This is a genomic window from Pseudomonas sp. GW821-FHT03C07 (assembly GCF_059420925.1).
In genome coordinates this window covers 211,233-237,192 of sequence record NZ_JBWKUQ010000005.1, presented here as the reverse complement: position 1 = coordinate 237,192, position 25,960 = coordinate 211,233, and the positions used below count along the sequence as shown (strand labels likewise).

The 25,960-nt window shown below is 59.3% G+C and carries 23 protein-coding genes; 10 read left to right on the top strand and 13 right to left on the bottom strand.

Annotated elements, in window-relative coordinates; genetic code table 11:
- Positions 1 to 99: 99 nt before the first annotated feature.
- From AC07VG_RS12820 to nac, 7 genes are all read right to left on the bottom strand, one after another.
- Entirely contained in the window at positions 100 to 867 is a 768-nt protein-coding gene (locus tag AC07VG_RS12820; protein ID WP_495003919.1) for a LamB/YcsF family protein, read from the bottom strand.
- 19 nt (positions 868 to 886) lie between these two features.
- On the bottom strand, positions 887 to 1,291 hold the full coding sequence (locus AC07VG_RS12815) for a biotin/lipoyl-containing protein (RefSeq protein ID WP_495003920.1): 405 nt from the start codon (positions 1,289 to 1,291) through the stop codon (positions 887 to 889).
- Between the two features lie 12 nt (positions 1,292 to 1,303).
- Positions 1,304 to 2,275: a 5-oxoprolinase subunit C family protein gene (locus AC07VG_RS12810; protein ID WP_495003921.1), complete on the bottom strand. Its 972-nt coding sequence runs from the start codon at positions 2,273 to 2,275 to the stop codon at positions 1,304 to 1,306.
- Positions 2,272 to 2,943, bottom strand: a complete 672-nt coding sequence (pxpB, locus tag AC07VG_RS12805; RefSeq protein WP_495003922.1) for a 5-oxoprolinase subunit PxpB — start codon at positions 2,941 to 2,943, stop codon at positions 2,272 to 2,274. The genes AC07VG_RS12810 and pxpB overlap by 4 nt, the downstream gene beginning before the upstream one ends.
- Positions 2,940 to 4,292 carry an acetyl-CoA carboxylase biotin carboxylase subunit gene (gene accC, locus AC07VG_RS12800; RefSeq protein WP_495021285.1) on the bottom strand — a complete coding sequence of 451 codons (1,353 nt, stop codon included), beginning with the start codon at positions 4,290 to 4,292 and terminating at the stop codon, positions 2,940 to 2,942. The genes pxpB and accC overlap by 4 nt, the downstream gene beginning before the upstream one ends.
- 31 nt (positions 4,293 to 4,323) lie before the next feature.
- A complete protein-coding gene (locus AC07VG_RS12795; RefSeq protein WP_495021284.1) occupies positions 4,324 to 4,746 on the bottom strand; it encodes an acetyl-CoA carboxylase biotin carboxyl carrier protein in 423 nt (140 codons plus the stop codon).
- 114 nt (positions 4,747 to 4,860) lie between these two features.
- Positions 4,861 to 5,766 carry a nitrogen assimilation transcriptional regulator NAC gene (gene nac, locus AC07VG_RS12790; protein WP_495003925.1) on the bottom strand — a complete coding sequence of 302 codons (906 nt, stop codon included), beginning with the start codon at positions 5,764 to 5,766 and terminating at the stop codon, positions 4,861 to 4,863.
- 309 nt (positions 5,767 to 6,075) lie between these two features.
- Here nac and AC07VG_RS12785 point away from each other — a divergent pair, with 309 nt between their 5' ends.
- The 3 genes from AC07VG_RS12785 (at position 6,076) to AC07VG_RS12775 (ending at position 10,233) form a co-directional block, all read left to right on the top strand.
- Complete coding sequence (locus tag AC07VG_RS12785) at positions 6,076 to 7,284, top strand: aspartate transaminase (protein WP_495021283.1); 1,209 nt, start codon at positions 6,076 to 6,078, stop codon at positions 7,282 to 7,284.
- Positions 7,285 to 7,294: 10 nt separating this feature from the next.
- Complete coding sequence (locus AC07VG_RS12780; protein ID WP_495003927.1) at positions 7,295 to 8,839, top strand: MFS transporter; 1,545 nt, start codon at positions 7,295 to 7,297, stop codon at positions 8,837 to 8,839.
- A 65-nt stretch (positions 8,840 to 8,904) separates the two neighbouring features.
- On the top strand, positions 8,905 to 10,233 hold the full coding sequence (locus AC07VG_RS12775; RefSeq protein WP_495003928.1) for an OprD family porin: 1,329 nt from the start codon (positions 8,905 to 8,907) through the stop codon (positions 10,231 to 10,233).
- A 315-nt stretch (positions 10,234 to 10,548) separates the two neighbouring features.
- Here the strand turns inward: AC07VG_RS12775 and ctpM are convergent, their stop codons facing one another.
- From ctpM to AC07VG_RS12760, 3 genes are all read right to left on the bottom strand, one after another.
- A complete protein-coding gene (gene ctpM / locus AC07VG_RS12770; protein ID WP_495003929.1) occupies positions 10,549 to 12,228 on the bottom strand; it encodes a methyl-accepting chemotaxis protein CtpM in 1,680 nt (559 codons plus the stop codon).
- A gap of 457 nt (positions 12,229 to 12,685) precedes the next feature.
- A complete protein-coding gene (locus AC07VG_RS12765) occupies positions 12,686 to 14,089 on the bottom strand; it encodes an OprD family porin (RefSeq protein ID WP_495003930.1) in 1,404 nt (467 codons plus the stop codon).
- Positions 14,090 to 14,651: 562 nt separating this feature from the next.
- Positions 14,652 to 15,584 carry a LysR family transcriptional regulator gene (locus AC07VG_RS12760; protein ID WP_495003931.1) on the bottom strand — a complete coding sequence of 311 codons (933 nt, stop codon included), beginning with the start codon at positions 15,582 to 15,584 and terminating at the stop codon, positions 14,652 to 14,654.
- Between the two features lie 115 nt (positions 15,585 to 15,699).
- Here AC07VG_RS12760 and AC07VG_RS12755 point away from each other — a divergent pair, with 115 nt between their 5' ends.
- From AC07VG_RS12755 to AC07VG_RS12725, 7 genes are all read left to right on the top strand, one after another.
- Positions 15,700 to 16,344 carry a hypothetical protein gene (locus AC07VG_RS12755; RefSeq protein ID WP_495021282.1) on the top strand — a complete coding sequence of 215 codons (645 nt, stop codon included), beginning with the start codon at positions 15,700 to 15,702 and terminating at the stop codon, positions 16,342 to 16,344.
- Between the two features lie 74 nt (positions 16,345 to 16,418).
- On the top strand, positions 16,419 to 17,744 hold the full coding sequence (locus AC07VG_RS12750) for a cation:dicarboxylate symporter family transporter (RefSeq protein ID WP_495003933.1): 1,326 nt from the start codon (positions 16,419 to 16,421) through the stop codon (positions 17,742 to 17,744).
- 14 nt (positions 17,745 to 17,758) lie between these two features.
- Positions 17,759 to 18,319 (top strand): carboxymuconolactone decarboxylase family protein, encoded by a 561-nt coding sequence (locus AC07VG_RS12745; protein ID WP_495003934.1) that lies wholly within the window; start codon positions 17,759 to 17,761, stop codon positions 18,317 to 18,319.
- 10 nt (positions 18,320 to 18,329) lie between these two features.
- Positions 18,330 to 19,148, top strand: coding sequence for an SDR family NAD(P)-dependent oxidoreductase (locus AC07VG_RS12740; RefSeq protein ID WP_495003935.1), 819 nt, complete (start codon positions 18,330 to 18,332; stop codon positions 19,146 to 19,148).
- A gap of 53 nt (positions 19,149 to 19,201) precedes the next feature.
- The gene (locus AC07VG_RS12735) at positions 19,202 to 20,026 is read left to right on the top strand and encodes an amidohydrolase family protein (RefSeq protein ID WP_495003936.1); all 825 of its coding nucleotides are present in this window, start codon (positions 19,202 to 19,204) and stop codon (positions 20,024 to 20,026) included.
- Positions 20,027 to 20,091: 65 nt separating this feature from the next.
- Positions 20,092 to 20,856 carry a substrate-binding domain-containing protein gene (locus tag AC07VG_RS12730; protein ID WP_495003937.1) on the top strand — a complete coding sequence of 255 codons (765 nt, stop codon included), beginning with the start codon at positions 20,092 to 20,094 and terminating at the stop codon, positions 20,854 to 20,856.
- Positions 20,857 to 20,882: 26 nt separating this feature from the next.
- Positions 20,883 to 21,770, top strand: a complete 888-nt coding sequence (locus AC07VG_RS12725; RefSeq protein ID WP_495003938.1) for an alpha/beta fold hydrolase — start codon at positions 20,883 to 20,885, stop codon at positions 21,768 to 21,770.
- 197 nt (positions 21,771 to 21,967) lie between these two features.
- Here AC07VG_RS12725 and AC07VG_RS12720 read toward each other — a convergent pair whose 3' ends face one another.
- The 3 genes from AC07VG_RS12720 to AC07VG_RS12710 form a co-directional block, all read right to left on the bottom strand.
- Positions 21,968 to 24,133, bottom strand: coding sequence for a xanthine dehydrogenase family protein molybdopterin-binding subunit (locus AC07VG_RS12720; RefSeq protein ID WP_495021281.1), 2,166 nt, complete (start codon positions 24,131 to 24,133; stop codon positions 21,968 to 21,970).
- Positions 24,130 to 24,609 (bottom strand): (2Fe-2S)-binding protein, encoded by a 480-nt coding sequence (locus AC07VG_RS12715; RefSeq protein WP_495021280.1) that lies wholly within the window; start codon positions 24,607 to 24,609, stop codon positions 24,130 to 24,132. Before AC07VG_RS12715 ends, AC07VG_RS12720 begins: the two co-directional genes overlap by 4 nt.
- Before the next feature lie 280 nt (positions 24,610 to 24,889).
- A complete protein-coding gene (locus AC07VG_RS12710; RefSeq protein ID WP_495003941.1) occupies positions 24,890 to 25,909 on the bottom strand; it encodes an alpha/beta hydrolase in 1,020 nt (339 codons plus the stop codon).
- Between the last annotated feature and the right edge of the window lie 51 nt (positions 25,910 to 25,960).

Sequence of the window (25,960 nt, the reverse complement as noted above, 5' to 3'; positions counted from 1 at the left end):
TGGCTGATCTCGATGACTTCGACTCTATCCAGCACGGAGGCCGGATACCAAGACGGAATGACTGTGTGGCGATAAGCCCTGCTTATGACTGTGCGACCGTTACGCCAGCAACTGCGAAATCGGCGTAATACACCCCCCGGCCTGCTCGATTTCACGACGAATCGTGCGCGCCAGTTCCACCGCGCCAGGCGTATCGCCGTGCAGCAGGATCGAGTGCGCGGGCACGGCAATCCGCTTGCCATTGAGACTGGTGACGCTACCCTCCTCCAACAACTGTCGAACCCGCTGCAGCACGGCCCCTGGTTCTTTGATCACCGCCCCCGGTATGTTGCGCGGGACCAGCAGGCAGTCATCGTCGTAGGCGCGGTCGGCGAGAAATGTCGTGGCGACTCGCAAACCACATTTTTCGGCAGCGTTTTCAATCGCCCGGCTGCTCGATGAGCTGACAATCAGCGTCGGATCGAAAGCGGCCACCGCACAGATCAATGGCTCCGCCAGCGTTGCATCGGCTGCGACCATGTTGCCCAGCGCACCGTGAAAGCTCATATGGGTCATGCGGTGGCCATTGACCGCCGCCATCCCCGCCAGGGCACCGAGTTGATAGACCACGTAGGTCGCCAGCTCCCTGATCTCGATGTTCATCCGCCGACGCCCGAAGCCCATCAGGTCCGGGAAACCGACATGGGCGCCCAGATCAATGGCGCCAGCCTTCGCCAGGCGTACGGTGTTGTCCATGATCAGCGGATCACCGGCATGGAAACCGCACGCCACGTTCGCCGATGAGATAAGGCTCATCAACGCTTCGTCTTCACCCATGCGCCAAGGTCCGAAGCCCTCGCCCAGATCAGCGTTCAAATCAATGTTCATCGCTTTTCCCCTCACACACTCATGCTGCTATCAGGCGCATGAACGCCTCGCCATAACCGACGGTGGTGCCACAGGGCAGCAGCACCGCGGCAACCCGCCCAGCCCTTTGGCTACGTACCGGCAACAGCAGGTCGCCGACTTGCAGCAAGGCCACCAGTTGCCCTTGCTCCACTCGGCTGCCAAGCGACGCCAGAACGTCGGGCTGTTCAGGATGCGCCAGCAACAACCGGCCCAGGCCTGGTGTCTTCAGTAGCGGCTCATCCTCAGCCGTTGAGACCACCGGCGTCGCGGGCTGAACCGACCTCGCAATTTCGTCGGCGCCGCGCTTGAGCATCAGATGCAGCCCTGGGCGATGTATTTCCGCGCCAGTCAGGTGCGCCTCCTTGAGCCACGCCGCCAACTGTCGGATGTCCTGATTTGTCATGTTTGAATATCCTTAACGCGAGGCCATCCCGTGAAGCTCGACCAGACGTCGAACTTCTTCGAGGTAGCGCTGATTATCTTCCAGGGCCGCGATAGCTTCGCTGTAGCTGCACTCGATAAAACGGACCTTGCTGCCAATCGGTGCCTGCCCCAGACGCCAGAGGTCTGCCTCGATCACCGTGCCGAATTTCGGATAACCGCCACTGGGTTGCGCGTCGCGCATCTGGATGATCGGCTGACCACCGTGGGGCACCTGAATAACCCCCGGAACGATGCCGTGGGAGCGGATCTCCAGGGGGGCCGCGGGCAAGATCGGTGCGCCTTCGAGCCGATAACCGTAACGGTTACTCTGGGTGGTGACTTTCCACTCTCCAGCCCAGAATGCCGTACGTGAGGCCTCCAGGAAGTACTCATATTCGGCAGCTGGCAGTACGCGCATGGCCGGCAACCCGGCGAGCTGCAATGGCAACGCCAGACTCGGCGACACCACCCCGAAATCGGTGGGTAGCACACTGACTCCAGGGCGCAGCGCCGAAAGCCGGTCGCCCTGCTGCAAGGCCCGTCCTTGCAGTCCACCGAACTCACCGCGCAATTGAGTGCTGCGTGAACCCAGCACCTGCGGTACGTCGACGCCCCCCGCCAGACACAGATAGGCTCGACTGCCGGAGGTCGGATAGCCAAGGCTCAGTACCTGCCCTTCCTTCGCCTGTGCCACCCAGAATGGCGGGAGCGGCTGATCATCCAGGCTGGCCTCGCAGGCGACACCCGTTACCGCGAATGCACAGTCCTGAACAAACCGCACCTCGAACGGAAACAGCGGAATTTCAATAGCCGCCGCATCTTCGAGATTCCCCAACAACAGGTTGCCCAATGCCAACGCCAATTGGTCCATCGCGCCGGAGGTCCCCACCCCGTAACCGAGGCTGCCAAAGCGGCCGAAATCCTGCACGGTGGCCAGAGCGGTGGCCGATAAAATCTCGATCATCGAATGATCCTCTCGATGCGCAAGCGCAACATATCGCCCGGCCTCAGCATGGCCGGAGGGTTTTGGCTTGGGTCAAAAAATGACATTTCGGTCCGGCCAATGGTGTTCCAGCCGCTGGGACCGGCTGATGCCGAAACACCGGTCTGCACGCCGCCGATCGACACTGAGCCGGCGGCGATACTAAGCACCGGCACTTGCCGTCGTGGTGTAGCCAGACGCGAATCCATACCACCGAGATAGCAATAGCCGGGATGGCTGCCCAAGGCATACACCGGATACAGCGGCTCGCAATGCAGATTGGCGATGGTGTCGATGTCCAGTCCGGTGTGCGCCACCACATCACTCATGTGAGGACCGTATTCGCCGCCATATATCACCGGCAATTCGACGATGCGCCCTGCGAGCGGCAGCGGATCGCAGGCATCCCAAGCTTCCAGCAGGCGCTCGCAGAGCCGGTTGAGGTCGCGCGGCGGCTTGATGAAGGTCAGCATCAGGTTGTTCATGCCCGGAACGGCTTCGTCTATTTCGGCCCATTGCCCGGCCTGCAGGGCCAGGCTCCAAATACGTTGTTGCGGCGCCAGATCCAGCTCACCCGGTGCTTCGAACAGCAAAGCCGTGGACCCCAGCAGACTGATGAGCGGACTCTTTGATACAGAAGCAGTACTCATGTCGCACTCCTTTGTTGCAGCCAACGCTCCAGGTGATGGATGTCCACGCCACCGGAGCAGAACGCCGGATCGTCGAGAATCTCGCGGTGCAAGGGGATATTGGTCGAGATGCCCTCCACGCGCATTTCACTCAGGGCCAGGCGCATACGCGCCATGGCCTCATCGCGGGTCGCGCCGTGGGTAATGACCTTGGCCACCATCGAGTCGTAGTAGGGCGGCACCCGATACCCGGTGGTGACGTGGGAATCGACCCGCACACCAAAGCCACCGGGGACTTCCCAGCGCTGAATCAACCCCGGCGTCGGCATGAAGGTGATCGGGTCTTCGGCGTTGATCCGGCATTCCAGTGAGTGACCATTGAGTTGCACGTCCTGCTGGCGCAGCTCAAGCACTTCGCCTCGGGCCATGCGCAGTTGCTGCTGGACGATATCGATACCCGTCGTCATCTCCGTCACCGGATGCTCGACTTGCAGCCGAGTGTTCATCTCGATGAAGAAGAACTCGCCGTTCTCATACAAAAACTCGAAGGTGCCGACACCGCGATAACCGATCTGCCGGCAAGCCGCCGCGCAGCGTTCCCCGACCTTGGCAATCAGATCCGGGTCGATTCCCGGTGCAGGCGCTTCTTCCAGGACTTTCTGATGCCGACGTTGCAAGGAGCAATCCCGACAACCCAGCCAGATCGCGTGGCCATGGGCATCGCATAACACTTGGATTTCGACATGCCGTGGATGACCGAGAAACTTCTCGATATAGAGTTCCGGGTTGCCGAACGCCAGCCGCGCCTCCTCACCGGTCAGCGCAATGGCATCGAGCAGTTCGACCTCTTCGTTCACCACGCGCATGCCGCGTCCACCGCCACCGCCCGCCGCTTTGACGATCACCGGGTAGCCAATTTCCCGGGCGATGGCGAGGATGCTGTCATCGTCGGTTGGCATGACCGAATCAGGCCCGGGCACGCAGGGTACGCCGGCATCGCGCATCGCCCGTTTGGCGGCGACCTTGTCGCCCATAGTCCGAATACATGCCGCGCTCGGACCGATGAAGGTCAGGCCAGCGAGCTCGATGCGCTCGGCAAACCCGGCGTTCTCCGAAAGAAAGCCATAGCCGGGATGGATCGCCTGAGCGCCGCTGACCTTGGCGGCAAACAGCAGCGCGGTCTGATTCAGATAACTCTGGCTCGGTGCGGCCGGTCCAAGGCACAGTGCCTGATCAGCGTCTTGCACATACTGGGCGTGGCGATCAGCCTCGGAGTGCACCACCACGGTTTGCAACCCCAGGCCACGGCAGGCACGCTGAATACGCAGGGCGATTTCGCCACGGTTGGCGATCAGCACTTTGTCGAACATTGAATTCACCTGAAAGAAGATGGGCTTGGAGTCAGCCGAGACGGAACAACGCCTGACCGGCTTCGACTTCGGTACCACTCTGGGCAAGGATTGCGCTGATCTTGCCAGCGGATTTGGCCTTGAGCGGGTGGAACATTTTCATGGCTTCGATGACCGCCAGGGTCTGACCCGCTTCGATCTGTTCACCGAGCGTGACGAACGGCGCTTCCCCGGCGGCGGGCGTCAGATGCAGAACGCCGTACAGGCTGGCCTTGATCTCGAGCGCTGCGGGGGGCGCTGTCGTGGCTGAGTCCAGGGTCGGTATCGGCGCAGGGACGACAACCGGCTCGGCGGCCAGCACCTGCCCTGCCTGCTTGAAGAGACGAATCGTACTGTCGCCTTCGGTCAGGCTGAGTTCGAGCAGATCAGACTCAGCCAGTAAATCGATCAACCCCTTGATACGTTCTGAATCCATGCCTGGGCCCCTGCCTGTCGAGCGTGTCTGAGTGGATGGGGTCAATGTAGCGATCCCGCCGAAAAACGACCAAGACGCTTTGGCTTTGGGGTGATAAGCGCGCCTTATGACCACTCAGATCAGGCTACCGCGCATCTCGGCGACCAGCTCCAACAGGATTGCCTTGACCGCCTGGGCAGGCACGGACAGTGGCAGGTGACCGGATAAACACAGGGCCAGTGGCGCCTCGATCTCGGGTTCGACAATGCGACACATATGCACCGAGGTGGCGGCGACCATCACTCGCGCCGAAGATTCGGGCAGGATCGTCGAACCGAAGTGCTCGGCGACGGCGGCGGTCAAGGTGATCGAAGATTCGATTTCAGCCACCACCCGCGCGCTCATACCGATGCGCTGGAAGGCCTCATCCACCAACCGACGCATGACGTTGTAGGGCCGCGGCAGGAGCATATCAATGTCCGCCAGGTCGGCCAGGGCAATCTCTTCGCGCGCACGGACAGAAGGATCGGCGCTCACCAGATAGAGGTTCTCGCGAAGCAGCGAGACGAAGCTCAAACCATGCACTTCTCGCCCACCATAGAGCACGGCCATGTCCATCCGGCCGTTCATGATCAACTCGCTCAGGGTGGTGCCGAAGTTTTCATTGAGATACAGCAGAATGCCCGGATGACGTTCGCGCACGGTGCGCAACAAGGGCAAGGACAGCGCGGAAGCCGCCGTGCCTGGCGCCAGGCCGACCGACACCTGTCCGGACAAAGCGTGCCCCGTTGCATTGATGTCGCTCTGGGCTTGTTCGCACTGGCGCAAAATGATTTGCGCATGGCCATAAAGTACCTTCCCCGCCTCGGTCGGAGTGACGCCGCGTTTGGTGCGGATCAACAATTGCTGCTGCAATTCTGCCTCCAGCGTCGCCAATTGCTGACTCAGTGCCGGCTGCGCGACATGCAGCACATCGGCAGCCTGGGTCATGCTGCCGATGTCGACGAGTTTCACGAAATACTTCAAACGGCGCAGATTCACGGTGGCGGTGCTCTTGCTCGAAAAAGGGAGGCAGCCCAAAGGCTTTAGCAAGAGGCAGGCCAGCCCGAAACCTCGGGCGCACACTTGACTGTGAAGCTCAACCATAAGCCTTTGCTATAGATCGATCAGTGTTGCCGGGATCGACACTCGCAATGGCCATACAGGCCGAAGCGCACCACTCTGGTGCGGGTACTGTTCAGTTCCAGCCATAAGCGATTCCTATCCGACCAGAACGATCTCGTCTTATGGCTGCCCGGGTGACGGCTCGTACTGTAGTGCCTCGTCAACGTCATCAACGAGGAACGACACGTGACCACCTCCCGCATCGCCGCCCGTGTGCAACGTATCAAACCATCCCCCAGCAGCGCCGCTTCCGATCGCGCCAACGAACTGCGTCGGCAAGGCAAGTCCATCATCAACCTGGTTGTCGGCGAGCCGGACTTTGATACGCCAGAGCACATTCGGCAGGCCGCCAGTGCCGCCATCGAACGGGGCGAAACCCGCTACACGCAAAACGCCGGGACCCCGCAGTTGCGCCAGGCGATTGTCGACAAACTGACACGGGAAAACGGCCTGACCTACGGTGCGAATCAGGTCCTGGTCACCAGCGGCGCGAAGAGTGCGATTTTCAATGCCTTCGCCGCCACCCTGGGCGCGGGTGATGAAGTACTGATCCCCGCACCTTACTGGGTGTCTTACCCTGACATGGTGCTGGCCTGCGAAGGTGAACCTATTACCCTCGCTTGCTCCGAAGAAAACGCCTTCAAACTGACCCCGGAGCAACTGCGCGGCGCGCTCACCAAACGCACCCGCTGGCTGCTGCTCAACTCCCCCAGCAACCCGACAGGTGCCAGCTACAACGCCGCCGAGCTAAGAGCCCTGGCCGATGTACTGCTTGAGCATCCGCATGTATTGCTGATGACCGACGACATCTACGAACACATCCGTTATGAAGGCCTGGACAACCCGCATATCCTCGCCATCGAACCGGCGTTGACCGAGCGCACAGTGCTGATCAACGGCGTATCCAAGACCTATGCCATGACCGGTTGGCGTATCGGCTACGCCGCAGGCCCGGCCGATCTGATCGGTGCCATGGCCACGCTGCAATCGCAATCGACCAGCAACGCCTGCTCGGTCAGCCAGGCGGCAGCCGTCGAAGCGCTCAACGGTGACCAACGTTTCGTCAAGCAAAGTGTGCAGGTCTACCAGCAACGCCGTGATCGCTGCCTGAACCTGCTCAACGGCATTGACGGCCTGAGTTGCCGCAAGCCCGACGGTGCGTTCTACCTCTATGTCAACTGCAGCGGTTTGCTCGGCAAGACCACCGCCCAAGGCAAGCAACTGGACAGCGACTACGACGTGGTCATGTACCTGCTGGAAAGCCAAGGGGTTGCCGTCGTGGCAGGAACCGCCTATGGCCTGGCTCCATTCTTCCGGATGTCGATAGCCACCGACATCAAGACCCTCGATGAAGGTTGCGCGCGTATTGCCGCGGCCGTTGCGGCGCTAAGCTGAGGAACCGACGATGACCGTGGCGCCCCACCCTCCCCTGAGCTTCACTCAGGCATTGCTCGCGATGCTGGGCATCTCGTTGGTGTTAATGCTCTCGGCGCTGGATCAGACGGTGATCGGCAACGCTTTGCCGAGCATCGTCGCCGAGCTCAAAGGCTTTGAGCTTTATGCCTGGGTCGCCACGGGTTACATGCTGGCATCGATCGTCACCATCCCGATCTTTGGCCGACTGGGTGATGATTATGGCCGCAAGCCATTTGTGATTGCCGCCACACTGATCTTCACCCTGGCGTCACTGGCCTGCGCCCTGGCCAACGATATGTTGTGGCTGGTGATCGGCCGCGCCTTGCAGGGTGTCGGTGGCGGCATGTTGATCGGCACGGCGTTCGCCTGCATTCCAGAACTGTTTCCAGACACTCGACAACGCCTGCGCTGGCAGATGCTACTGAGCGCCCTGTTCAGTGTGGTCAACGCCATCGGGCCCGGATTCGGCGGCTACCTGACGGGCGCCTTTGGCTGGCGCTCGGTGTTCTATCTCAATCTGCCGCTGGGCTGCCTGGCGCTGCTTTTTGCCTGGCGCTACCTACCTTATTACCGCCCGCAACAACGGACGAAAATCAGCCTGGATTGGCCAGGCGCAGTGTTGATCGCTCTGGCGCTGGGCAGCCTGCAATTGTTCGTCGAGTGGTTGGGGCATTCCAGCTTGACGTTGAGTCTGGCACTCGGATTGAGCGGTGTGGCAGCGACCGTCGCGTTGTGGTTCTGGGAGCGGCGCTGCCCTCATGCGCTGTTGCCCTCGGCACTGCTCAGACTACCGAGCATGCGCCTGTTGTTTCTGTTGTCGATGGCGGCCGGCGCGATCATGTTTTCGTTGCTGTTTTACCTGCCGTTGTTGCTGCAAGGCAGCTATGGGTATTCACCGCAGGATGCAGGATTGCTGATTACACCGCTGGCGCTGAGCATTACCCTCGGCGCGATCGTCAACGGGCGCATCGTCACCCGCCTGCGCAATCCGAACCTGTTGCCGCTGTTTGGTTTTGTAGCACTGCTGCTGGCCTGCATTGGTCTGGCCATGGCCGGGCGTGACGCGTCGTTCAACCGCCTGCTCAGCCTGATATTGCTGGCGGGGCTGGGGTTGGGTTTCATCCTGTTGAACCTGACCGTCTTCACCCAAACCCTCGCCGAGCGCCAGTTCCTGGGGATTGCTACCGCGCTGACCCAGTCCTTGCGACTGGTCGGCGGGTTACTCGGAACCGCCAGCATGGGTGTTCTGGTCAACCTGCTGTACAGCGCCAACCTGCAACGTCTGTTTATCGCTCAGGGACAGACTGAAGGGCTGAGGGAGTACTTCGACCCGCAGGCACTCTTGCACCCTCTCCCCGCCCGTCTTGAGCCCCCCCAATGGCTCAACCTGGCACGGGACGCACTGGCCCAATCGGTGGGTGTCGGCCTATTGCTATGCGCAGGTATCGGCGTACTGGCGCTATTTATTCTGCACCGTTTGCCGCCGGTGAGACTGAACGTCACACCGACCACTGCTGCTCCTGAAAAACAATAAAAACCTTTGCTGCCGCCTTTGACTGCCCTCTCACAACACTCGACAACATCATGGGGATGACTCCGATGGAGCTTTTCAATCGCGCACCTAAAGTAGTGGCCGGCATTTGCGGCCTGATCATCGCTCAACAGGGTTATGCCGCTGGGTTTGTAGAAGACAGCAAGCTCAACGTACTGGCCCGCAATTTTTTCAGTAATGCCGACAACCGCAGTGGTGCCGCCGCCCCCAATTACACCCAGGAATGGGGTCAGGGCTTCATCGCCAACTTTCAGTCCGGCTTCACTCAAGGCACGGTCGGATTCGGCATGGATGCCATCGGTATGTGGGGTATACGTCTGGACTCCGGCAAAGGACGGCATTACAACCCGCAAGGTAATACCTTCACCGGTAACGTTTTCCCCACCGATAATGGCCGAGCGGTCGACGAGTTCGGCAGCCTGGGCCTGACCGCCAAAGCAAAGATTTCCAATACCGAACTGAAATACGGCACCTTGGTGCCGATGCTGCCGGTGGTGATGTCCACTGACCGCTTGCTGCAGCAAACGTTCAACGGCGGGCAGATCCAATCCAGGGACCTGGAGAACTTCACCTTCGTTCTCGGTCAGTTGGACCATGTCAAAGGTCGCGGTGTCACTCACGAGATGGGTATGTCCATTCCTGGTGCGAATAACGCGCTGACCGGCGAGTTCGTCAATAAGTTCTATTACGCTGGCGTGGATTACAAAGCGACCAAAGACCTGACCTTGCAGTACTACTACGGCAACCTCCAGGACTTCTACAAACAGAACTTCCTCGGCCTCAAATACGATTGGCAAGTCGGTCCCGGGACCCTTCGCACCGACCTGCGTCATTTCGATAACCGCTCCGATGGCGCCAACGGCCATGACCCTGATTTCTACACTTTTGGCTACTACGGCAACGGCGTGACCAAAGGCAAAGTCGACAGTCGTCTGAGCAGCGCGCAGTTCACCTACCTGGTCAGCGGCCATACCTTCGCCATTGGCCTGCAGCAGGTCAGTGGCGCCAGCGACGCCGTCTGGTTGAACCAGGGTGACGGCTCGACCGCTTACTTCATGACGGAGTCGATGATCGGCAAGTTCCAGCGCGCCGGGGAAACCACCTGGCAGGTTCGTTACGGCTATGACTTCGCGGCCGTCGGAATTCCCGGGTTAAGTTTTCTCGGCGTGTCCGAAAGCGGCTCGAACATTCGCACCCCCACTGGCGACAAAAAAGAGTGGGAAGATGACCTGACGCTGAGTTATGTCATCCAGCAAGGGCCGTTCAAGGATCTGAGCATCGCCCTGCGCCGCGCCTCACTGCGTACCGGAGTGTCCACTCAACGTGACAGCGATGAGCATCGGGTGATCATCAGCTACCCGCTGAACATTCTGTAAAAGCTGGCACACTGGGTGATGCGCATCGTCACCCAGTGCGTTTGTGGCCCGTTACCTGACGCGAGCCAGCCGAACAGCCGTATCTGAAAGTGCCCTGGAATCCGACAGATCGCCAAAACGAAAAACCCGCCAGACGGCAGGTTTTTCGGGGACTCCAGAGCACTTGTAAGCGTTCTATGGAATGCAAGATGGCGAAGCCGGAATCGAACCTTTCCCTTTATCGCTGAACATAAGGGAAAATTTTGAGTTATAAGATTTTTCTACCCCTCTGTGTACCCTCAATTGACAAGCCATTTGCCTACCGACAGCGCGACATCAAATCCGGAACTGCCCCACCAACTGTTCCAACCGCTGCCCGAGGTCCGCTAGGCTGCGAGACGTCTGAGCGCCCAGTTGGGTCTCATCGGCCACGTTGTCCACCGCCATCGCGATTTGTTGCACGCTGCGGTTGATCTCTTCGGCTACAGCCGTTTGCTCTTCCGCGGCGCTGGCAATCTGCGCGTTCATCGAATTGATGGTGCTGATCAATTGCGCCATGGTGTCCAACGAGACACCGGCTTCATTGGCCTGGGCCGACGTACCGTCGCCCGCATCGCTGGAGCGGCGCATGGCTTCCACGGCCTTACGCGTACCCTGCTGCAAACGGTCGATCATGCCCTGAATTTCCTGGGTGCTCTGCTGGGTTCGGCTAGCCAACGCTCGGACCTCGTCGGCCACCACCGCGAAACCACGACCGGCCTCACCAGCCCGGGCCGCTTCGATGGCCGCGTTGAGCGCCAACAGGTTGGTCTGTTCGGCGATCGAGCGGATCACATCCAGTACGCTGACAATCGACGAGACGTCCGTCTGCAAACTGTCCAATGAGGTCCCGCTGGTGCGAATATCGCTGACCAAGGCATGAATCTGCCGAATGCTTCCGTCCACCACCCGCTTGGCGGTCTGTCCCTCTTCGTCGGTCTGCTGGGCAGCTACCGCAGCGCCCTGGGCACTGCGGGCCACTTCCTGCGCCGCCGAGGACATTTCGTTGATGGCAGTGGCCACCTGATCGGTCTCGTGGCGCTGACGCTCCATGGCCTGCTCGGAACGATGGGCCTGATCGGACACCTGGCTCACCAGCCCGGTCAGTTGTGTAGTCATCTCGGTGATCTGCCGAACCAGGCCGTGGATCTTGTCGACAAAGCGGTTGAACGAACCGGCCAACTCGCCCAACTCATCCTGGCTGGTGATTGCCAGACGGCGGGTCAGGTCACCCTCGCCCGCCGCGATGTCATCCAGATTGGCTTTCATCAGATTCAGCGGTCGCAGAATCGTATTGGCCATGAGCATGCCCACAACGGCAATCACCACCAGCAACACCACCGCGATGCCCAGAATGCTCAGTAGTACCTCCTGCAGACGCTCGTGTACCTTGGCCTCAACCGCCGCCACCTGAGCGTCGATACCACCGATATTGACCGACGAGCCAATAATCATGTCCCATTTAGGCAGGTACTCGCTGTAGCCCAGTTTCGGGACCCTCACATCGCTGCCAGGTTGTGCGGCGTTGTACTCCACATAGTGACTACCGGACTTGGCAGCTCTCACCAGCTCCCGGTTGACATACACCCCGTTAGAGTCGTGGTCGTCCTTAAAACTTTGGCCCACGCCCACCGGGCTAAGGCCCTTGAACAGGCGAATGGTCTCGGAGTCAAGACCGAAGAAATAACCGTCCTTGCCATAAGTAATGTTTGACAGCAGTTTGATCACCTCGGCGCGAGCGGCCTGGTCACCTGAGGCGGCAGCGTCATACAGCGGTTTAATCGTGGTGAGCGCCACGTCGATGTAACTTTTCAACGTCAACCTGGCCTCTCCAAGAAGGCGTTGCCGAGTCTCTTCGACCTCTTTTTTCGCCTGCTGTTGGAGCATTAGAACTGTCGTCAGACTGATTACCAGCGCAAACAGTAAAACCGGTAATACTGCGATAGACAGGACTTTGGCCTTCAGGCTTAGGCGCATAGGACACTCACTCTTTTTTTTCGTTGGGGTGATAGATCGTTAAAGACAGGTCAGATCGAAAGCGATGACCTGCCTGTCATAGCGGGGTAGTCATGGGCCCGCCCAAAACGGACGACGAGGGAATCGCAAACAGAAACCAGGTCATCATTCGGGCTCGGTAATGAGCAAGGAACCACAGCGACAGGAAAAAGATGACGCCGGGAAAAATGCCGAATTGAGAGGCGCGGCTGTCATGAGTCTGCCGTGATTATTTTTCGAAATTCGACGCGGGCGAGCATATGCCAACGGTGTCCCCCCCGACCAAGACATTTAGACCATAGGTATCCATGCCGAACAGGCATACCCTGAGAAAATAAAAAATCGGCTCGGTCCTCCTTGTCGAGGAGGCCGATCAGGCATGGATACCTATGTTGGGGGAGCGACCAGGTATTACGGGGCACGCAATGGCAGAAAAGCCTTAAAACAGCGGCAGTGAATAACTGACGATCAGACGGTTTTCGTCCTGATCACGCTGACCTGGAATGTTGTTACGCCACATGGCATTTTTCCAGGTGAAGCCCAGATTTTTTAGCGCGCCTTCCTGAATCACATAAGACATGCTCATGTCCCGCTCCCACTCGCTGGTGCCAGTGCCCAGCAGAGAGGCCTGGGTTGCTCCGACCTTGCCGACAGTGTCGATGTTGCTGCCACGCACGTAGATGATGCCAGCGGTCAAGCCCGGAATACCGAGCTTAGCGAAGTCGTACGAGTAACGACCCTGCCAGGAACGCTCACCGGCGCGGAGAAATTTTTGGATCTGTATATCGTTGATGGTACTGGTGGACGCGCCGTCCCCCTGGTTCAACCACGGAAAATCACTTTTGCCGTTGCTGTACTGATAGCCACCACCGAAGGTGTGACCTTCAACCGAGTATAAAAACAGGCCGCTGTACAGGTTGTTGTCCACCTTTCCTTTGGTCAGCGTGGACAGGCCGCTGTTGTCCGGGTAGTAACCGCTGGTGAAGTAGTCAGGTTCAGAGCGGTTGGCGCCGTCATCTCGACTGCGATAGTAGCGCAGGTCACTTTTCAGTACGCCAGGACCGATAGACCCGTTGTGCACCAGCCCCAGGAAGTTCTGCTGGTAGAAATTTTTCAGCTCGCCGAAGTAATACGAGGCGGTCAGATCTTTGGTGAACTTGTAGTCGGCACCACCATAGTAGAACTTATTGCTGAACGTGGCCTTGTCGTAGTTGGAACCGCCGTTGGCCCCCGCAATAGACAAGCCCTTGTCGTCGGTGGAGTTACGCCCTTTGGCATGTTCGAGCTGGCCCGCGGTCAGAGTCAGATTTTTGATATCGTTCGATTGGATTTGGCCACCCTGGAAGGTCTGAGTAACCAAACGACTGTCGTTGGTGACGATCACCGGGTTTTTAGGCATCAAGGTGCCAAGACGAAGTTCGGTTTGCGAAATCCTGGCTTTGGCAGTCAGGCCCAGACTGGCGAAATCGTCAACCGCTTCGTTACCTTGGGTTGGGAAGACGTTACCACCAGAGAGTGCTCCGGTCGGGTTACCGTGCTTGGCTTCGCTAGAGTCCAGTTTGATGCCCAACAGACCGATGGCGTCAACGCCGAAACCAACGGTGCCCTGGGTAAAACCGGACGTGAGGCGCAGATCGAAACCTTGACCCCACTCGGATTGATAGCTCTGGACACCACCGGCCTTGACCTTCGGCATACCGGCATCGGAGTCACGGTTATCGTTGTTGATGTAGAAGTTACGCAGCCCCAGAGTGGCTTTGCTGTCTTCAATAAAACCGGCGGCAATTGATTGTTGAGCCAGTGCAGCGGCGATCACCGCCAGTGCCAGTGTGGATTTTTTCAACGTGTGGACCTCTAGTTATTACTATTTTTATTGTGCTGAAACTGAATAGCTCTGATGCGCAGTAGCGAACAAGCAGACAACGGCGAAAGCGGGTGTCGGACAAAGAGCTTCGACACAAGCAAACAGCGGGCAATACTCTCCCGCCGCAGACCAATCGAATAAGGACGCTTTGATACCTTGAAAAATAGCCAGCGCTGTTCAAGTCGACGTCAGCAAACAATTAAAGTTTGCTGAACGCTTCGAACAAGCAGTAACCGATGTAGAAAATACCGCTGGCAAAACCGCTGTTGGTGCGATTCAGGTAGTTAACGAAACAGGCGATAGCCAATCGGGAACCATCGTACCGACGCGCGATGGCAGGCACTCGACTCCACATCGCTACGCAGGCGGCCCTGTGGGCAGGTCATTGTTGTCATGAGTCGTCCGTTATTGGTTTTTTGAGATTCGACGCGGCCGAGCATATGCCAGCAGCCTCCCCTCCGACCAAGACCTTTAGACCATACGTACTCATGCCAGCTGGGCATACAAGGCCGACGATAGAGGTCGCCAGCCTTGCCCCTGATCACTCGTCAGGCGCCAGCCAAACAGCAGCATCCTTCCAGGCCCCCTGAGTCACCAGAAACTTGAGGTGGGTGATCAACAGCGTCTCCCAACTGGCGGCCAGCCGGCTGGTACGACGTTCACGCAGCGTCGTCAAGGTCACAGTGGAACGAATAGCAGGACGCTCGATGGAATGGGCGACCAGCTTTTTCTGCGCAATTTCATCCTGCACAGCCGCGTTGGCCAGGATCGAGTAGCCGAGCCCCGCCTGAACCAGGCGCTTGGTCAGATCCACGCTGTCCACTTCCACTTCAATTTTCAACCTGACGCCATTCTGCACGGCGGCCTGTTCGACCAACCGTCGGTTACTGTGCGGCAGGCTCGGCATGATCAACGGCAGATCCGCCAATTCATGGATACGAAACGCGCGGGCCGGTTCGCCAACGGGGCCGACTACCACCATGGGCTCGCTGAACAGCGGCCGCACGTCAAAGGCTTCAAGCAACGGTTGGTTATAGACCACTGCCAAGTCCACCCGTCCATCCAGAACCCACTCCTGCAAATAGCTGCTGAGCCCTTCGCGTACATGTAACGAGGCCTTGGGCCACAGTTCGCGGAAGCTCCTGATCAGCTGCGGACCGATTACCGCGCCGATTGCCGGGGGAAGACCGATTGCCAGATGCCCGCGCTCCTCCTGTGCACTGTTGCGCACGTGATCGGTGGTTTCCTGCAGGTAGTGGAGCATCATTTCAGCGCGCTCCAACAGCCGCGCGCCAGCAGCCGTCAACTCGACACCGCGACCATGACGGGTCAGCAACGTGACATTGAGCTGGTCTTCAAGCTTGGCGATCTGACGGCTAAGTGCCGGTTGGGCGATATACAGATCGCGTGCTGCCCGGCTGAAGCTGCCCGCATGTGCCACTTGAACGAACGAACGCAACTCTCGAATATCCACGACTCAAACCCCATGCTTTTAAAGCATAGATTGCTATCAATAAAAGGTTTTTGTCTAGTTTTTTAGGGTTCTCTATGCTGAACACAAATAGGAGAACAACAATGAATAACTCCAAATGCCTGACTTCAGTCGTACCGCCCTGCCCACTCGCGACAATCCCATCATGAACGGCGCGCTGTTGCTTGTGCTGATGCAACCTCCCGCCTCTCAGGAAGAGGAGTTCAACGACTGGTATGACACCGAGCACTTCCCACAGCGCCTGACGCTGCCCGGTTTTCTCAGCGGCCAGCGCTGGGTGTGCAGCGAAGGCTGGCCACGCTATCTGGCGCTCTATGAGCTGGAGAACGAAGACGTGTTGAAGACCGCGCAGTACCTGAGTGTATCGGGCGCACGTTCCACACCCTGGAGCCGTCGCATCTTGCCCAGAACCGTCGGTCGTCAGCGGATCGTACTCAGGACCTGCGCCGAAGCGCGTCGTCCAGGCCACGTCGCCTCCCTCCTGTTAATGAGCTGGAACATGCCCGCTCACGTCGACATGGAAAACTTTATCCGTGCCGTTGACGCCCAGATCAACACGATTGCTGGCGTATTAACGCTGCAGTGGGGTGAAAACCTCGCGCCCTCAATTGACCAGGGACGCAGCCTGTACCTGGTTGCGACCTTCGATTACTGCATTCAGTCAAGCGCTCTGGACGCCATGCGACGACCACTCGATGTGGGTTGTACACACTTCAATCTTTACCTCCCCTATTGCCGTTGATTGCCTGGAGAACCCTCCGAACAACCTGTGCCCGCCTACAAAAATAATGACGCCCACCGGGGCGAGGACTACCGATGAAACATTTGAAGAAGCTGCATGTACAAGTACTGGTCGCACTGGTAGCGGCCGTGTTGCTAGGGCTGTTGGCGCCCAGTTGGGCGATCGCCATGAAGCCCCTCGGCCAGGCCTTTATCGCGCTGCTGAAAATGATGCTGGCGCCCATCGTGTTTTTCACCCTGGTGCACGGCCTCGCACACGTCAAGGACATGCGCAAGCTTGGCCGCCTGGGCATGAAATCCCTGCTGTACTTTGAAGTGGTCAGCACCTTGGGGATGGTCGTCGGTCTGGTGTTGGTCAACCTGGTTCAGCCCGGTGCCGGACTGCATGCCGGCAACCTCAACGAATCGGCGGAAGCCATCAAGGCCACGGCGAGTGCCGGCAGTATTTCGGTGGTCGACTATCTGTTAGGCCTTATCCCACACACCCTGGTAGATGCCTTCGCCAAGGGCGACATCATTCAGGTGCTGATCATTTCGATGCTGGCCGGAATGGCGATCAACCGAGTCGCCGGCCCAGACTCGTTGATCGTCAAGGGACTCGACGAAGCCCAAACCGTGTTGTTCAAAATGCTGGGTTTCATCATGAAACTGGCTCCGCTGGGTGCCTTTGGTGCCATGGCCGCGGCTGTGGGCAGTTACGGTGGCGCGACTCTGCTCTACCTGCTGAAGTTGATTGCCGTCTATTACGCAGCCTCGCTGTTCTTCGTGTTCGGAGTGCTGGGGACTATCAGTTGGTCCATTGGCCTGCCGTTCTGGACCGTGCTGAAAGTCATCCGCGAGGAAATACTGCTGGTACTGGGCACCGCCTCTGGTGAAGTGGCCTTCCCCAGGCTGCTGGAAAAACTCAAGCGCACGGGCTGTGACGAGGTGGTGGTGGGCTTTGTGCTGCCGGCCGGCTACAGCTTCAACCTGGACGGCACTTCCCTCTACATGGCCGTCGCCATCGGCTTCGTTGCCCAGGCCACCGACACGCCCTTTTCGCTCTGGCAGCAGATCGGCCTACTGGCGATTCTCAGCCTGACCTCCAAGGGCGGTACTACGGTGGCCGGCGGCGCCTTCATCAAACTGGCGGCCACCCTGCAATCGGTGCAAAGCCTGCCCCTGGGTGGTTTGGGCCTGTTGTTTGGTATTGACCGGATGATGGCCACGGCAACCGCGTTGGTGAACATCGTCGGCAACACCATTGCCGTGTACGCCATCGCTCGCTGGGAAGGCGCTTTCGATGTCGATGCCTTCAAACGCGAGACAGGGCGCAGTGCCGGCAAGAGCTTGCTGCGTGCACCGTCCAAGAACGCCGTGCCACCTGGCGCGAGCCGCCAGCCCCACTCCCAGAATCTTTGATCAGGAATCCGACCATGAATCGGTTGAAAGCGATAGACCCCGCCCATCTGAGTCAAGCCCAGCAAGTCATCTACGACGCCATCGCGACGGGTCCGCGCAAAGGCGTGCGTGGGCCACTCGCCCTCTGGCTGCACCGCCCGGAGCTGGCTCAATGCGCACAGAACCTTGGTCGTTACTGCCGTTACGACAGTAGCCTGGAGCCACGCCTTTCGGAGCTGGCCATCCTACTGCTCGGCCGCCACTGGCTGGCCGAGTACGAGTGGGCCGCCCATAAGCCATTCGCCCTGGAGGCCGGTCTGTCCCCTGCCGTGATCGATGCCATTCGCGATGACCGGCAACCCGCTTTCGAGCACGAAGACGAAGCCTTGGTGTACGCCTTCATCCGCCAGTTGCATGACACACGCCAGGTCGACGACCACCTGTATCAGGACATCAGCCGCGTACTGGGCGAAACCGTCGTGGTCGATCTGGTGGGCATCGCCGGCTACTACACGCTGATTTCCATGACCATCAAGGTGTTTGAGGTGCCGCCACCGGCTGGCGTGGCCCCTGAACTGCCTACCCGTCTTTCCTGAGGATGCAAGCATGACTGAACTCAATACTTCGAACACCCGCCTGCAAGGTAAGGTGGCCATCGTCACTGGCGCTGGTTGCGTGGGACCTGGCTGGGGCAATGGCCGCGCCGTGGCAGTATTGTTCGCCCAGGCCGGCGCCAAAATCTTCGCGGTCGACAAGAGCCTCGATGCCATGGAGGAAACCATCCGTCGCATCAAGGACATCGGCGGGGACGTCGTATCGCTCGCCTGCGATGTCACCAACAGTGAATCCGTCGCCGCGATGGTCGCTACCTGCAAGCAGACCTATGGGCGGGTGGACATTCTGGTCAATAACGTAGGTGGTTCTTCAGCCGGCGGCGCCGTGGCGCTGGACGAGGAAAAATGGGACGCGCAGATCGCCTTGAACCTCAAGAGCGTCTACCTGACTTGCAAGCATGTGCTGCCCATCATGGAAGCTCAGGGCAGTGGCTCGATCATCAACACCGCCTCGACTTCCGGCATCCGCTGGACCGGTTCGGCGCAAGTGGCCTATGCCGCCAGCAAGGCCGGTGTGATTCAGCTTTCACGAGTGACAGCGGTCGAATACGCCAAGAAAGGCATCCGCGTGAACACCGTCGTCCCCGGCCAATTGCATACCCCGATGGTGGAAGCACGCCTGGCCGGGCAACGTACCGGCGGAGACATCGACAAGCTGCTCGATAGCCGTCTGGCACGAATCCCCCTGGGCTTCATGGGCGATGGCCGGGATACCGCCAACGCGGCGCTATTTCTGGCCAGCGACGAATCCCGTTTTGTTACCGGTACCGAAATCGTCGTCGACGGCGGCATGACCGCTCGCTGCGACTGACCTGTACGCCCCGCCTTCATGGGCAGGACTTTTCCTGATTCGAGCGGATGACCATGCACACACTCCTTCCAGCAGGCGCGTGGGATTGCCATACCCACATCTACGGTCCGTGGGATCAATTCCCGCTACCGGCCAATGCCGCCTACCACCCCGCGCCCGCGCCGTTCGAGGCGTTGCTTGAACGGCATCGAAGCCTGGGCATCGAACACGGGGTGCTGGTGCAGGCCGCGCCCTATGGCACCGACCATTGCGCCATCCTCTGCGCCATTGCCGCCAGCAACGGGCGATATCGTGGCATCGGGTTGATCGACCACACCACCACCGATGATCAGCTCCAGGCGCTGCATGAGGGAGGACTGCGAGGCATCCGCTTCAACTTGATGGGACATCTACCCGGCAACCGTGACCCAAAGTATCTGCGTCGACTTGCCGAGCGCGTCGCCGCCTTGGGTTGGCACGTACTTCTGCACGGCGAAATTGACGTTCTGCTGAGCGTGCTCGACGCCTGGAAAACTTTGCGCACGCCACTGGTCATCGACCATTTGGCGCGCCTGGACCTGAGCAAACCGGTCGAAGAAGCCTCGCTCCAGGCACTGGAACAGCACCTGAAACGACCGGATCGCTGGATCAAGGTGTCGGGCATCGACCGCGCCATGCAAGGCGCGGCAGGTCCTTGGCCACAAGGTCTGTCCTGGGCTCGGCGTTTCCTCGAATGCGCCCCGGACAGGACGATCTGGGGTTCCGACTGGCCACATCCGAACGTCAAGGGCCAGGTACCCGACGACACTCTGTTGCTGGACTTCGTGCTCCAGACCTGTGCCGACCCCGCGGTCGCGCAGGCAGTTCTGCGCACCAATCCAAACACCCTGTATCGCTGAAACCCACTGATCTGCTCCCCCCAAAAAAAGGTACCGTCGTGAAAAAAACAACAAAAGCGTCGCTGATGGCATTCGCAAGTCTTAGCGGTCTGCTTGCCGTCAGTTCCCAACTGCAGGCAGCCGAGTTGCATATCATTGCCACCGGCGCACTCAAGGGCGCCATGCAACACCTGCAGCCAGCCTACGAGAAAGCCAGCGGCAACAAGCTGCTGATCAGTTGGGGCCCATCGATGGGCGAATCGCCGGAATCGATCCCACAGCGGGTGTTGCACAAAGAGCCCATGGATCTGGCGATCATGGCCGCCGAAACACTGGACCAACTCTCGGGTACTGGCTCATTCGAAATGACCACGCGGACCCAGATTGCCTCTTCTCGGATCGGAGTTGGCGTACCCAAAGGCCAGCCAAAGCCCGATATTTCAACGGTGGATGCTCTGCGTCAGTCACTGCTCAACGCCAAGCGGGTCGCCTATTCGCAAGGCGCCAGCGGCGCCTACATCTCGACGACCCTGTTCAATGAGCTCGGCATCAGCGAACAGATGAAATCGAAAAGCGTGGTGATCGAAGGCAAGGAGCTGGTAGGGACAGCCTTGGCTCGTGGCGATGCCGAACTGGGCATGCAGCAGGTCAGCGAGTTGAAAGTCACCCCCGGTGTCGACTTCGTCGGCCCGCTACCCGACAAGGTACAAAAGATCAGCCTGTTCACGGCAGTGGTGGCCAAACAATCGACTCAAGCGGCCGCAGCCAAATCTTTTATCGAGTACCTGACCAGCAAGCCGGCCATTCAGTTGCTTGAAGAGAGCGGCCTGGAACCCGGCAAGACCCTTTGAATGTTCAACAACACTGGAGAATAACAATGAAAAAATTCGCATTGAACCTCTGCGCGGCGGCCATCCTGACAGCCTGCGCCAGCGCATTTGCCAGCCCTGCCCTGCAACAGGAAGTGATCAAGTACGACAACGTACAGATCGACGTAACGTCCCAAGGTAAGGGCCCCGTCATTGTCATGCTGCCTTCCCTTGGTCGCTCGGGACGTGATTACGACCAGGTCGCGGCGGACCTGCAGGCTAAGGGTTTCCGGGTGGTACGCCCTGAACCGCGCGGCATCGGCAAAAGCGTCGGTCCGATGGAAAACCTCTCCGTTCATGATTTTGCCAAAGACGTGGCCGCCGTCGTCGAACATGAAAAGTCTGGGCCAGTAGTGGTCGTCGGTCACGCCTGGGGGAACTTCCCGGCGCGTCAGCTGGCCGCTGATCGTCCAGACCTGGTACGCGGTGTGGTGTTGGCATCCGCTTCGGCTGGCAAGGTACCACCGGGTTCGACAGAAAAGCCCATCAGCCCGGAAATGCGCAAGGCCATCGACGGTGCCGGCGACCTGTCCCTGTCCAAGGAGCAGCGCCTGATCTACCTCAAGCAAGCGTTCTTTGCGCCAGGCAATGATCCGACTGGTTGGCTCGACGGCTGGCACGAAGCGACACACGAAGCGGAATCCCACGCGCGCAATACCACGCCGGTGGACGACTATTTTGCCGCTGGCAAAGCACCGATTCTTGACCTGCAGGGCGAGGATGACGCCGTTGCGCCTCGCCGCTTCTCACAGGTACTGAAGAACATGCTCGGGGACCGGGTTTCGGTAGTCGTACTGAAAAAGGCCGGCCACGCCATGGCTCCCGAACAACCTCAAGCCATGGCGGATGCAATCGCTTCCTTTGCCAACAAAACCTATGGCCTGAAAACCAAATAACCCATGCCCCCCCAGGTGTACGTCGCTCAAGGCGTGCGCCTGATCATCCTTCAGGATCATCGATAATGAGTGACCGCGGTGCCCAATGAGCACAGCGGCCAGATGTTGAAGTGGCGGGAACGTCCAGTCCACGATTCAGCGCTACGCATCACAGCTTCAAACTGAGTGCGCAGCGCTTTTCAGAGGGTTATTCCGACTCAGGCACTTGCCAGTTGACTGGCATCGACAGGCAGCTTGCGCAACCGCTTGCCCGTCGCCGCAAACACCGCATTCACCACCGCCGGAGCAATCATCACCGTGGACACTTCACCGATCCCGCCGGGTGTTTCATTGCTGTCGAGCAGGTGCGTTTCGATGACAGGCGTCTCATTCATCCGCAACACACGATAGGTGTCAAAATTGCCCTGTTCGATTCGCCCGTCCTTGAACGTGATGTTGCCGAACAACGCGGCACTCAGACCAAAAATGGCCCCACCCTGCATCTGTGCCACGACGCTGTCGGGAACGATGGATCGACCACAATCCACCACGCAAGTCAGCTTGTGCACGCTCACCTGCCCACCTTGATCGACACTCACCTCCGCCACTTGAGCGGCATAGGTACCGAAGCAGAACGTCAGCGCGACACCCCGGCCCCGGCCTTTTTCCAAAGGGGTTGCCCATCCCGACTTTTGCGCAACGGCCTCCAGCACTTTGCGCGCGCGAGGATGCTTGTCCAGCAGTGCCAGGCGATAGGCCACTGGATCCTGGCCGACACTGGCGGCCAGTTCATCAATAAACCCTTCGACCATAAACACGTTTTGCGTATGCCCGACGCCCCGCCAGAAACCGGTGATGATGCCCGCTGGCGGCTCATGCCGGATGTAGCTGACGGCGATGTTGGGAAAATCATAGGGGCCGCTGGGGTCACGAGTCGCATCGCCGTCGATGCCGTTGGCGAAACGCGCCGGCAACCAACGGGCGAGAATCGAGGAACCTGTCACTTTATGGGTCCAGACCGTTGGCCGCCCCTGCGCATCCAGCCCGGCACTCAGGTGATTGAAATGATAGGGGCGCAAGGTGCTGTGACGGGTGTCTTCCTCGCGGGACCAAATAACCTTGAGCGGGAACGTGACCTGCTTGGCAAAGGCGACCGCCTGTACGACAAAATCCACATCCAGGCGGCGGCCAAAGCCACCCCCCAACAGATGGTTGTGCACCTGAACCTGAGTCTCGGCCAACCCGGTCAGTTGCGCGGCCACGGCTTGCACGCGGGACGGCACTTGAGTCCCCAACCACAGGTCGCAAGCTTGCGCGCGGACATGCACCGTGCAGTTCATCGGCTCCATACAGGCATGGGCCAAAAAGGGCACCTGATAGACCGCCTCGAATTTCTTGTTGGCGAGCATCAGCGCCTGCTCGGCATCGCCAACGTTGCGCACCACTGCACCGCTCGACTGTGAAGCCTGCTCGATCGCCGTGAGCATTTGCGCCGTGGCGTATTGCGCGTTGGCGCCTTCGTTCCATTTGATATCGAGCATGGCCAGCGCCTTGCGTGCCGCGCCCATGTGCTCGGCCACCACTGCCACCGCATTCTCGATCCGAAGGACCCGCAGCACGCCGCTGACCGCCATGGCCGCACGATCATCGACACTGGCGAGGGTGCCGCCGATGACCGGACAAGCCATGACCGCCGCGACCTTGACCCCGTCCGGCCGGGCATCGATGCCATACAACGCCGTGCCATTTATCTTGCCCGGCGAATCGGTACGCTGGCTGGTCAGCCCAATCAACTGAAACTGTTCCGGGGTTTTCAACGCGACTTTTCCCGGCGCCGGCAAAGTCGCGGCTCTCTCGACCAGGTCACCGTATGCCAGGGTTCGCTGACTGGCCTGATGATGAACCACCCCGTCGCGCGCCGTGCAACCGCTGGGCGCAACCCCCCATTGCAACGCGGCGGCCTCGATCAATAACGTGCGTGCCGTGGCACCCGCCTGGCGCAACGGCTCCCAGGCACTGCGGATCGAAGTCGACCCGCCGGTGACTTGAAAACCCAGCAGCGGATTGGAGTAGAGCTTGTCGTCGGCGGGAGCGTGATCGATGACGACTTGGTCGAGCCGCACCGCCATCTCCTCGGCGATCAGTACCGGAATCGAGGTATAGGTGCCCTGCCCCATCTCAACTTGGGCAATGGTGAACGTGACCTTTCCTTGTCGATCAACACGGATAAAAGCATTGGGCTCGAACGCGGTGGTTTCAGTGGCGATGGCGTCACCGATTGCGCCTGGCAGCGCAAGACTCAGCAGTAGCCCACCGCCGCTGGCCGCACCGATTTTCAGAAACGCTCGTCGGGAGACGGTCGCGGTATCAAGCTTCATGCTCATGCCCCCACCTTGATGAACGTCGCCTGCCCGGCGGCCTGTTTAATCGCGGCGTGAATTCGCACATAAGTTCCGCAACGACAGATATTCCCCGACATGGCGTTATCAATATCGCTATCACTCGGGTTGGAATTGCTCGCCAGCAAGGCGCTGGCGGACATAATCTGCCCGGACTGGCAGTAACCGCATTGCACAACTTCCAGGGCCTGCCAGGCCTGCTGGATTTTCTTTCCGGCGATGGTCTCGCCGACCGCCTCGATGGTGGTGATTTCGGCTTGGGCAACGGCACTCACCGGCAATACGCAGGAGCGCACTGCCACGCCATTCATATGAACCGTGCACGCACCGCACAAAGCCATGCCACAACCGAATTTCGTGCCCGTCATGCCGAGCACATCTCGCAGAACCCATAGCAACGGGGTGTCGTCATCGACATCAACAGTATGTACGGTTCCGTTCACCTTCAAAGTCTGAGCCATGTTCACCTCTTGCCGGTCAATGGGTTAGCGGCTCGGCGAACACCGCCACTGATCAAAACGCTACCGGTGATTTTAGAAGCAACCCCCCCCTTCAGAGAACTTACGTAATCTTCAGAGGCTATGAAGCAAAACTAACAATTATGATCAAGCGTCGATGATTAATGATCAGGGTGCTTCTATAACGCCGGATACGAAGAGGCCCGACTCAATGATCGGGCTTCTTCGGTGGTGGTGTGCGGTTACCCGTTCAGGGTGTTCATCCCAGCGCAATAAATCGTGGTCACTTCAAATGAAGCTTGAGCTCTTGCGAAGCCTGCAGCATCGCGGACCGCACTTCAGGTACCTGGCTGACTACGTTCAGCAGACCGAAATCGTGAATCATGCCGTTGTAGCGCACCGCCGTGACCGGAACACCCGCCTGGTCCAGCTTACGAGCGTAGGCTTCGCCTTCGTCACGCAGTACGTCGGCACTGGCGCTTTGTACCAGCGCGGGCGGCAAGCCCTTCAATTGATCCAGTGATGCACGCAGCGGCGAGGCGTAGATCTCGGCACGTTGCTTCGGATCGCTGGTGTAGTTGTCCCAGAACCACTTCATCATGTTGCGGGTGAGGAAGTGACCCTCGGCGAACTGGCCGTAAGACCCGGTATCGAAGTTAGCATCAGTCACCGGCCACAGCAGCACCTGGTATTTGATCGTTGGAGTGCCTTTGTCCTTGGCCATCAGGCTGACGACGGCCGCCATGTTACCGCCGACGCTGTTACCCGCTACGGCCAGGCGCTTGCCGTCAACATTGATTTCCTTGCCGTGCTCGGCCACCCATTTAGTCGCCGCATAGGCCTGGTTGATCGCGGTCGGATAGTGCGCTTCAGGTGAAGGAGTGTAGTTGACGAACACCGCCACCGCACCTGAGCCGGCTACCAGATCTCGAACCAGACGCTCATGGGTCGGGTAGTCGCCCAGCACCCAGCCACCGCCGTGGAAGTACATGAACACAGGCAAGGTGCCTTTCACGCCGGCTGGACGCACGATGGTCAGACTGATGTCTTGCCCATCGACCGAGATGGTTTTCTGGCTGACATCGGCCTTGGGCAGAGTCAGCTTGACCCCAGCTTGAGCCCCGGTCAGTACCGCGCGGGCATCCTTTGGCGAAAGCTGCTCGATTGGCTTGCCGCCACCGGTGTTCAGTGCGTCGAGGAACGCCTGAGTGTTGTGCTCGACGCCGGTGTCAGTTGCTGCGAGGGCGTTACCGATTGACAGCGCGAGGAGCGAGCCAGCGAGCGTTTTGCCAACAGTGTTCATATTCAATTCCTACTTGGGTGGGGTGAGTTAAACGGGTACGGGCAGACGAAC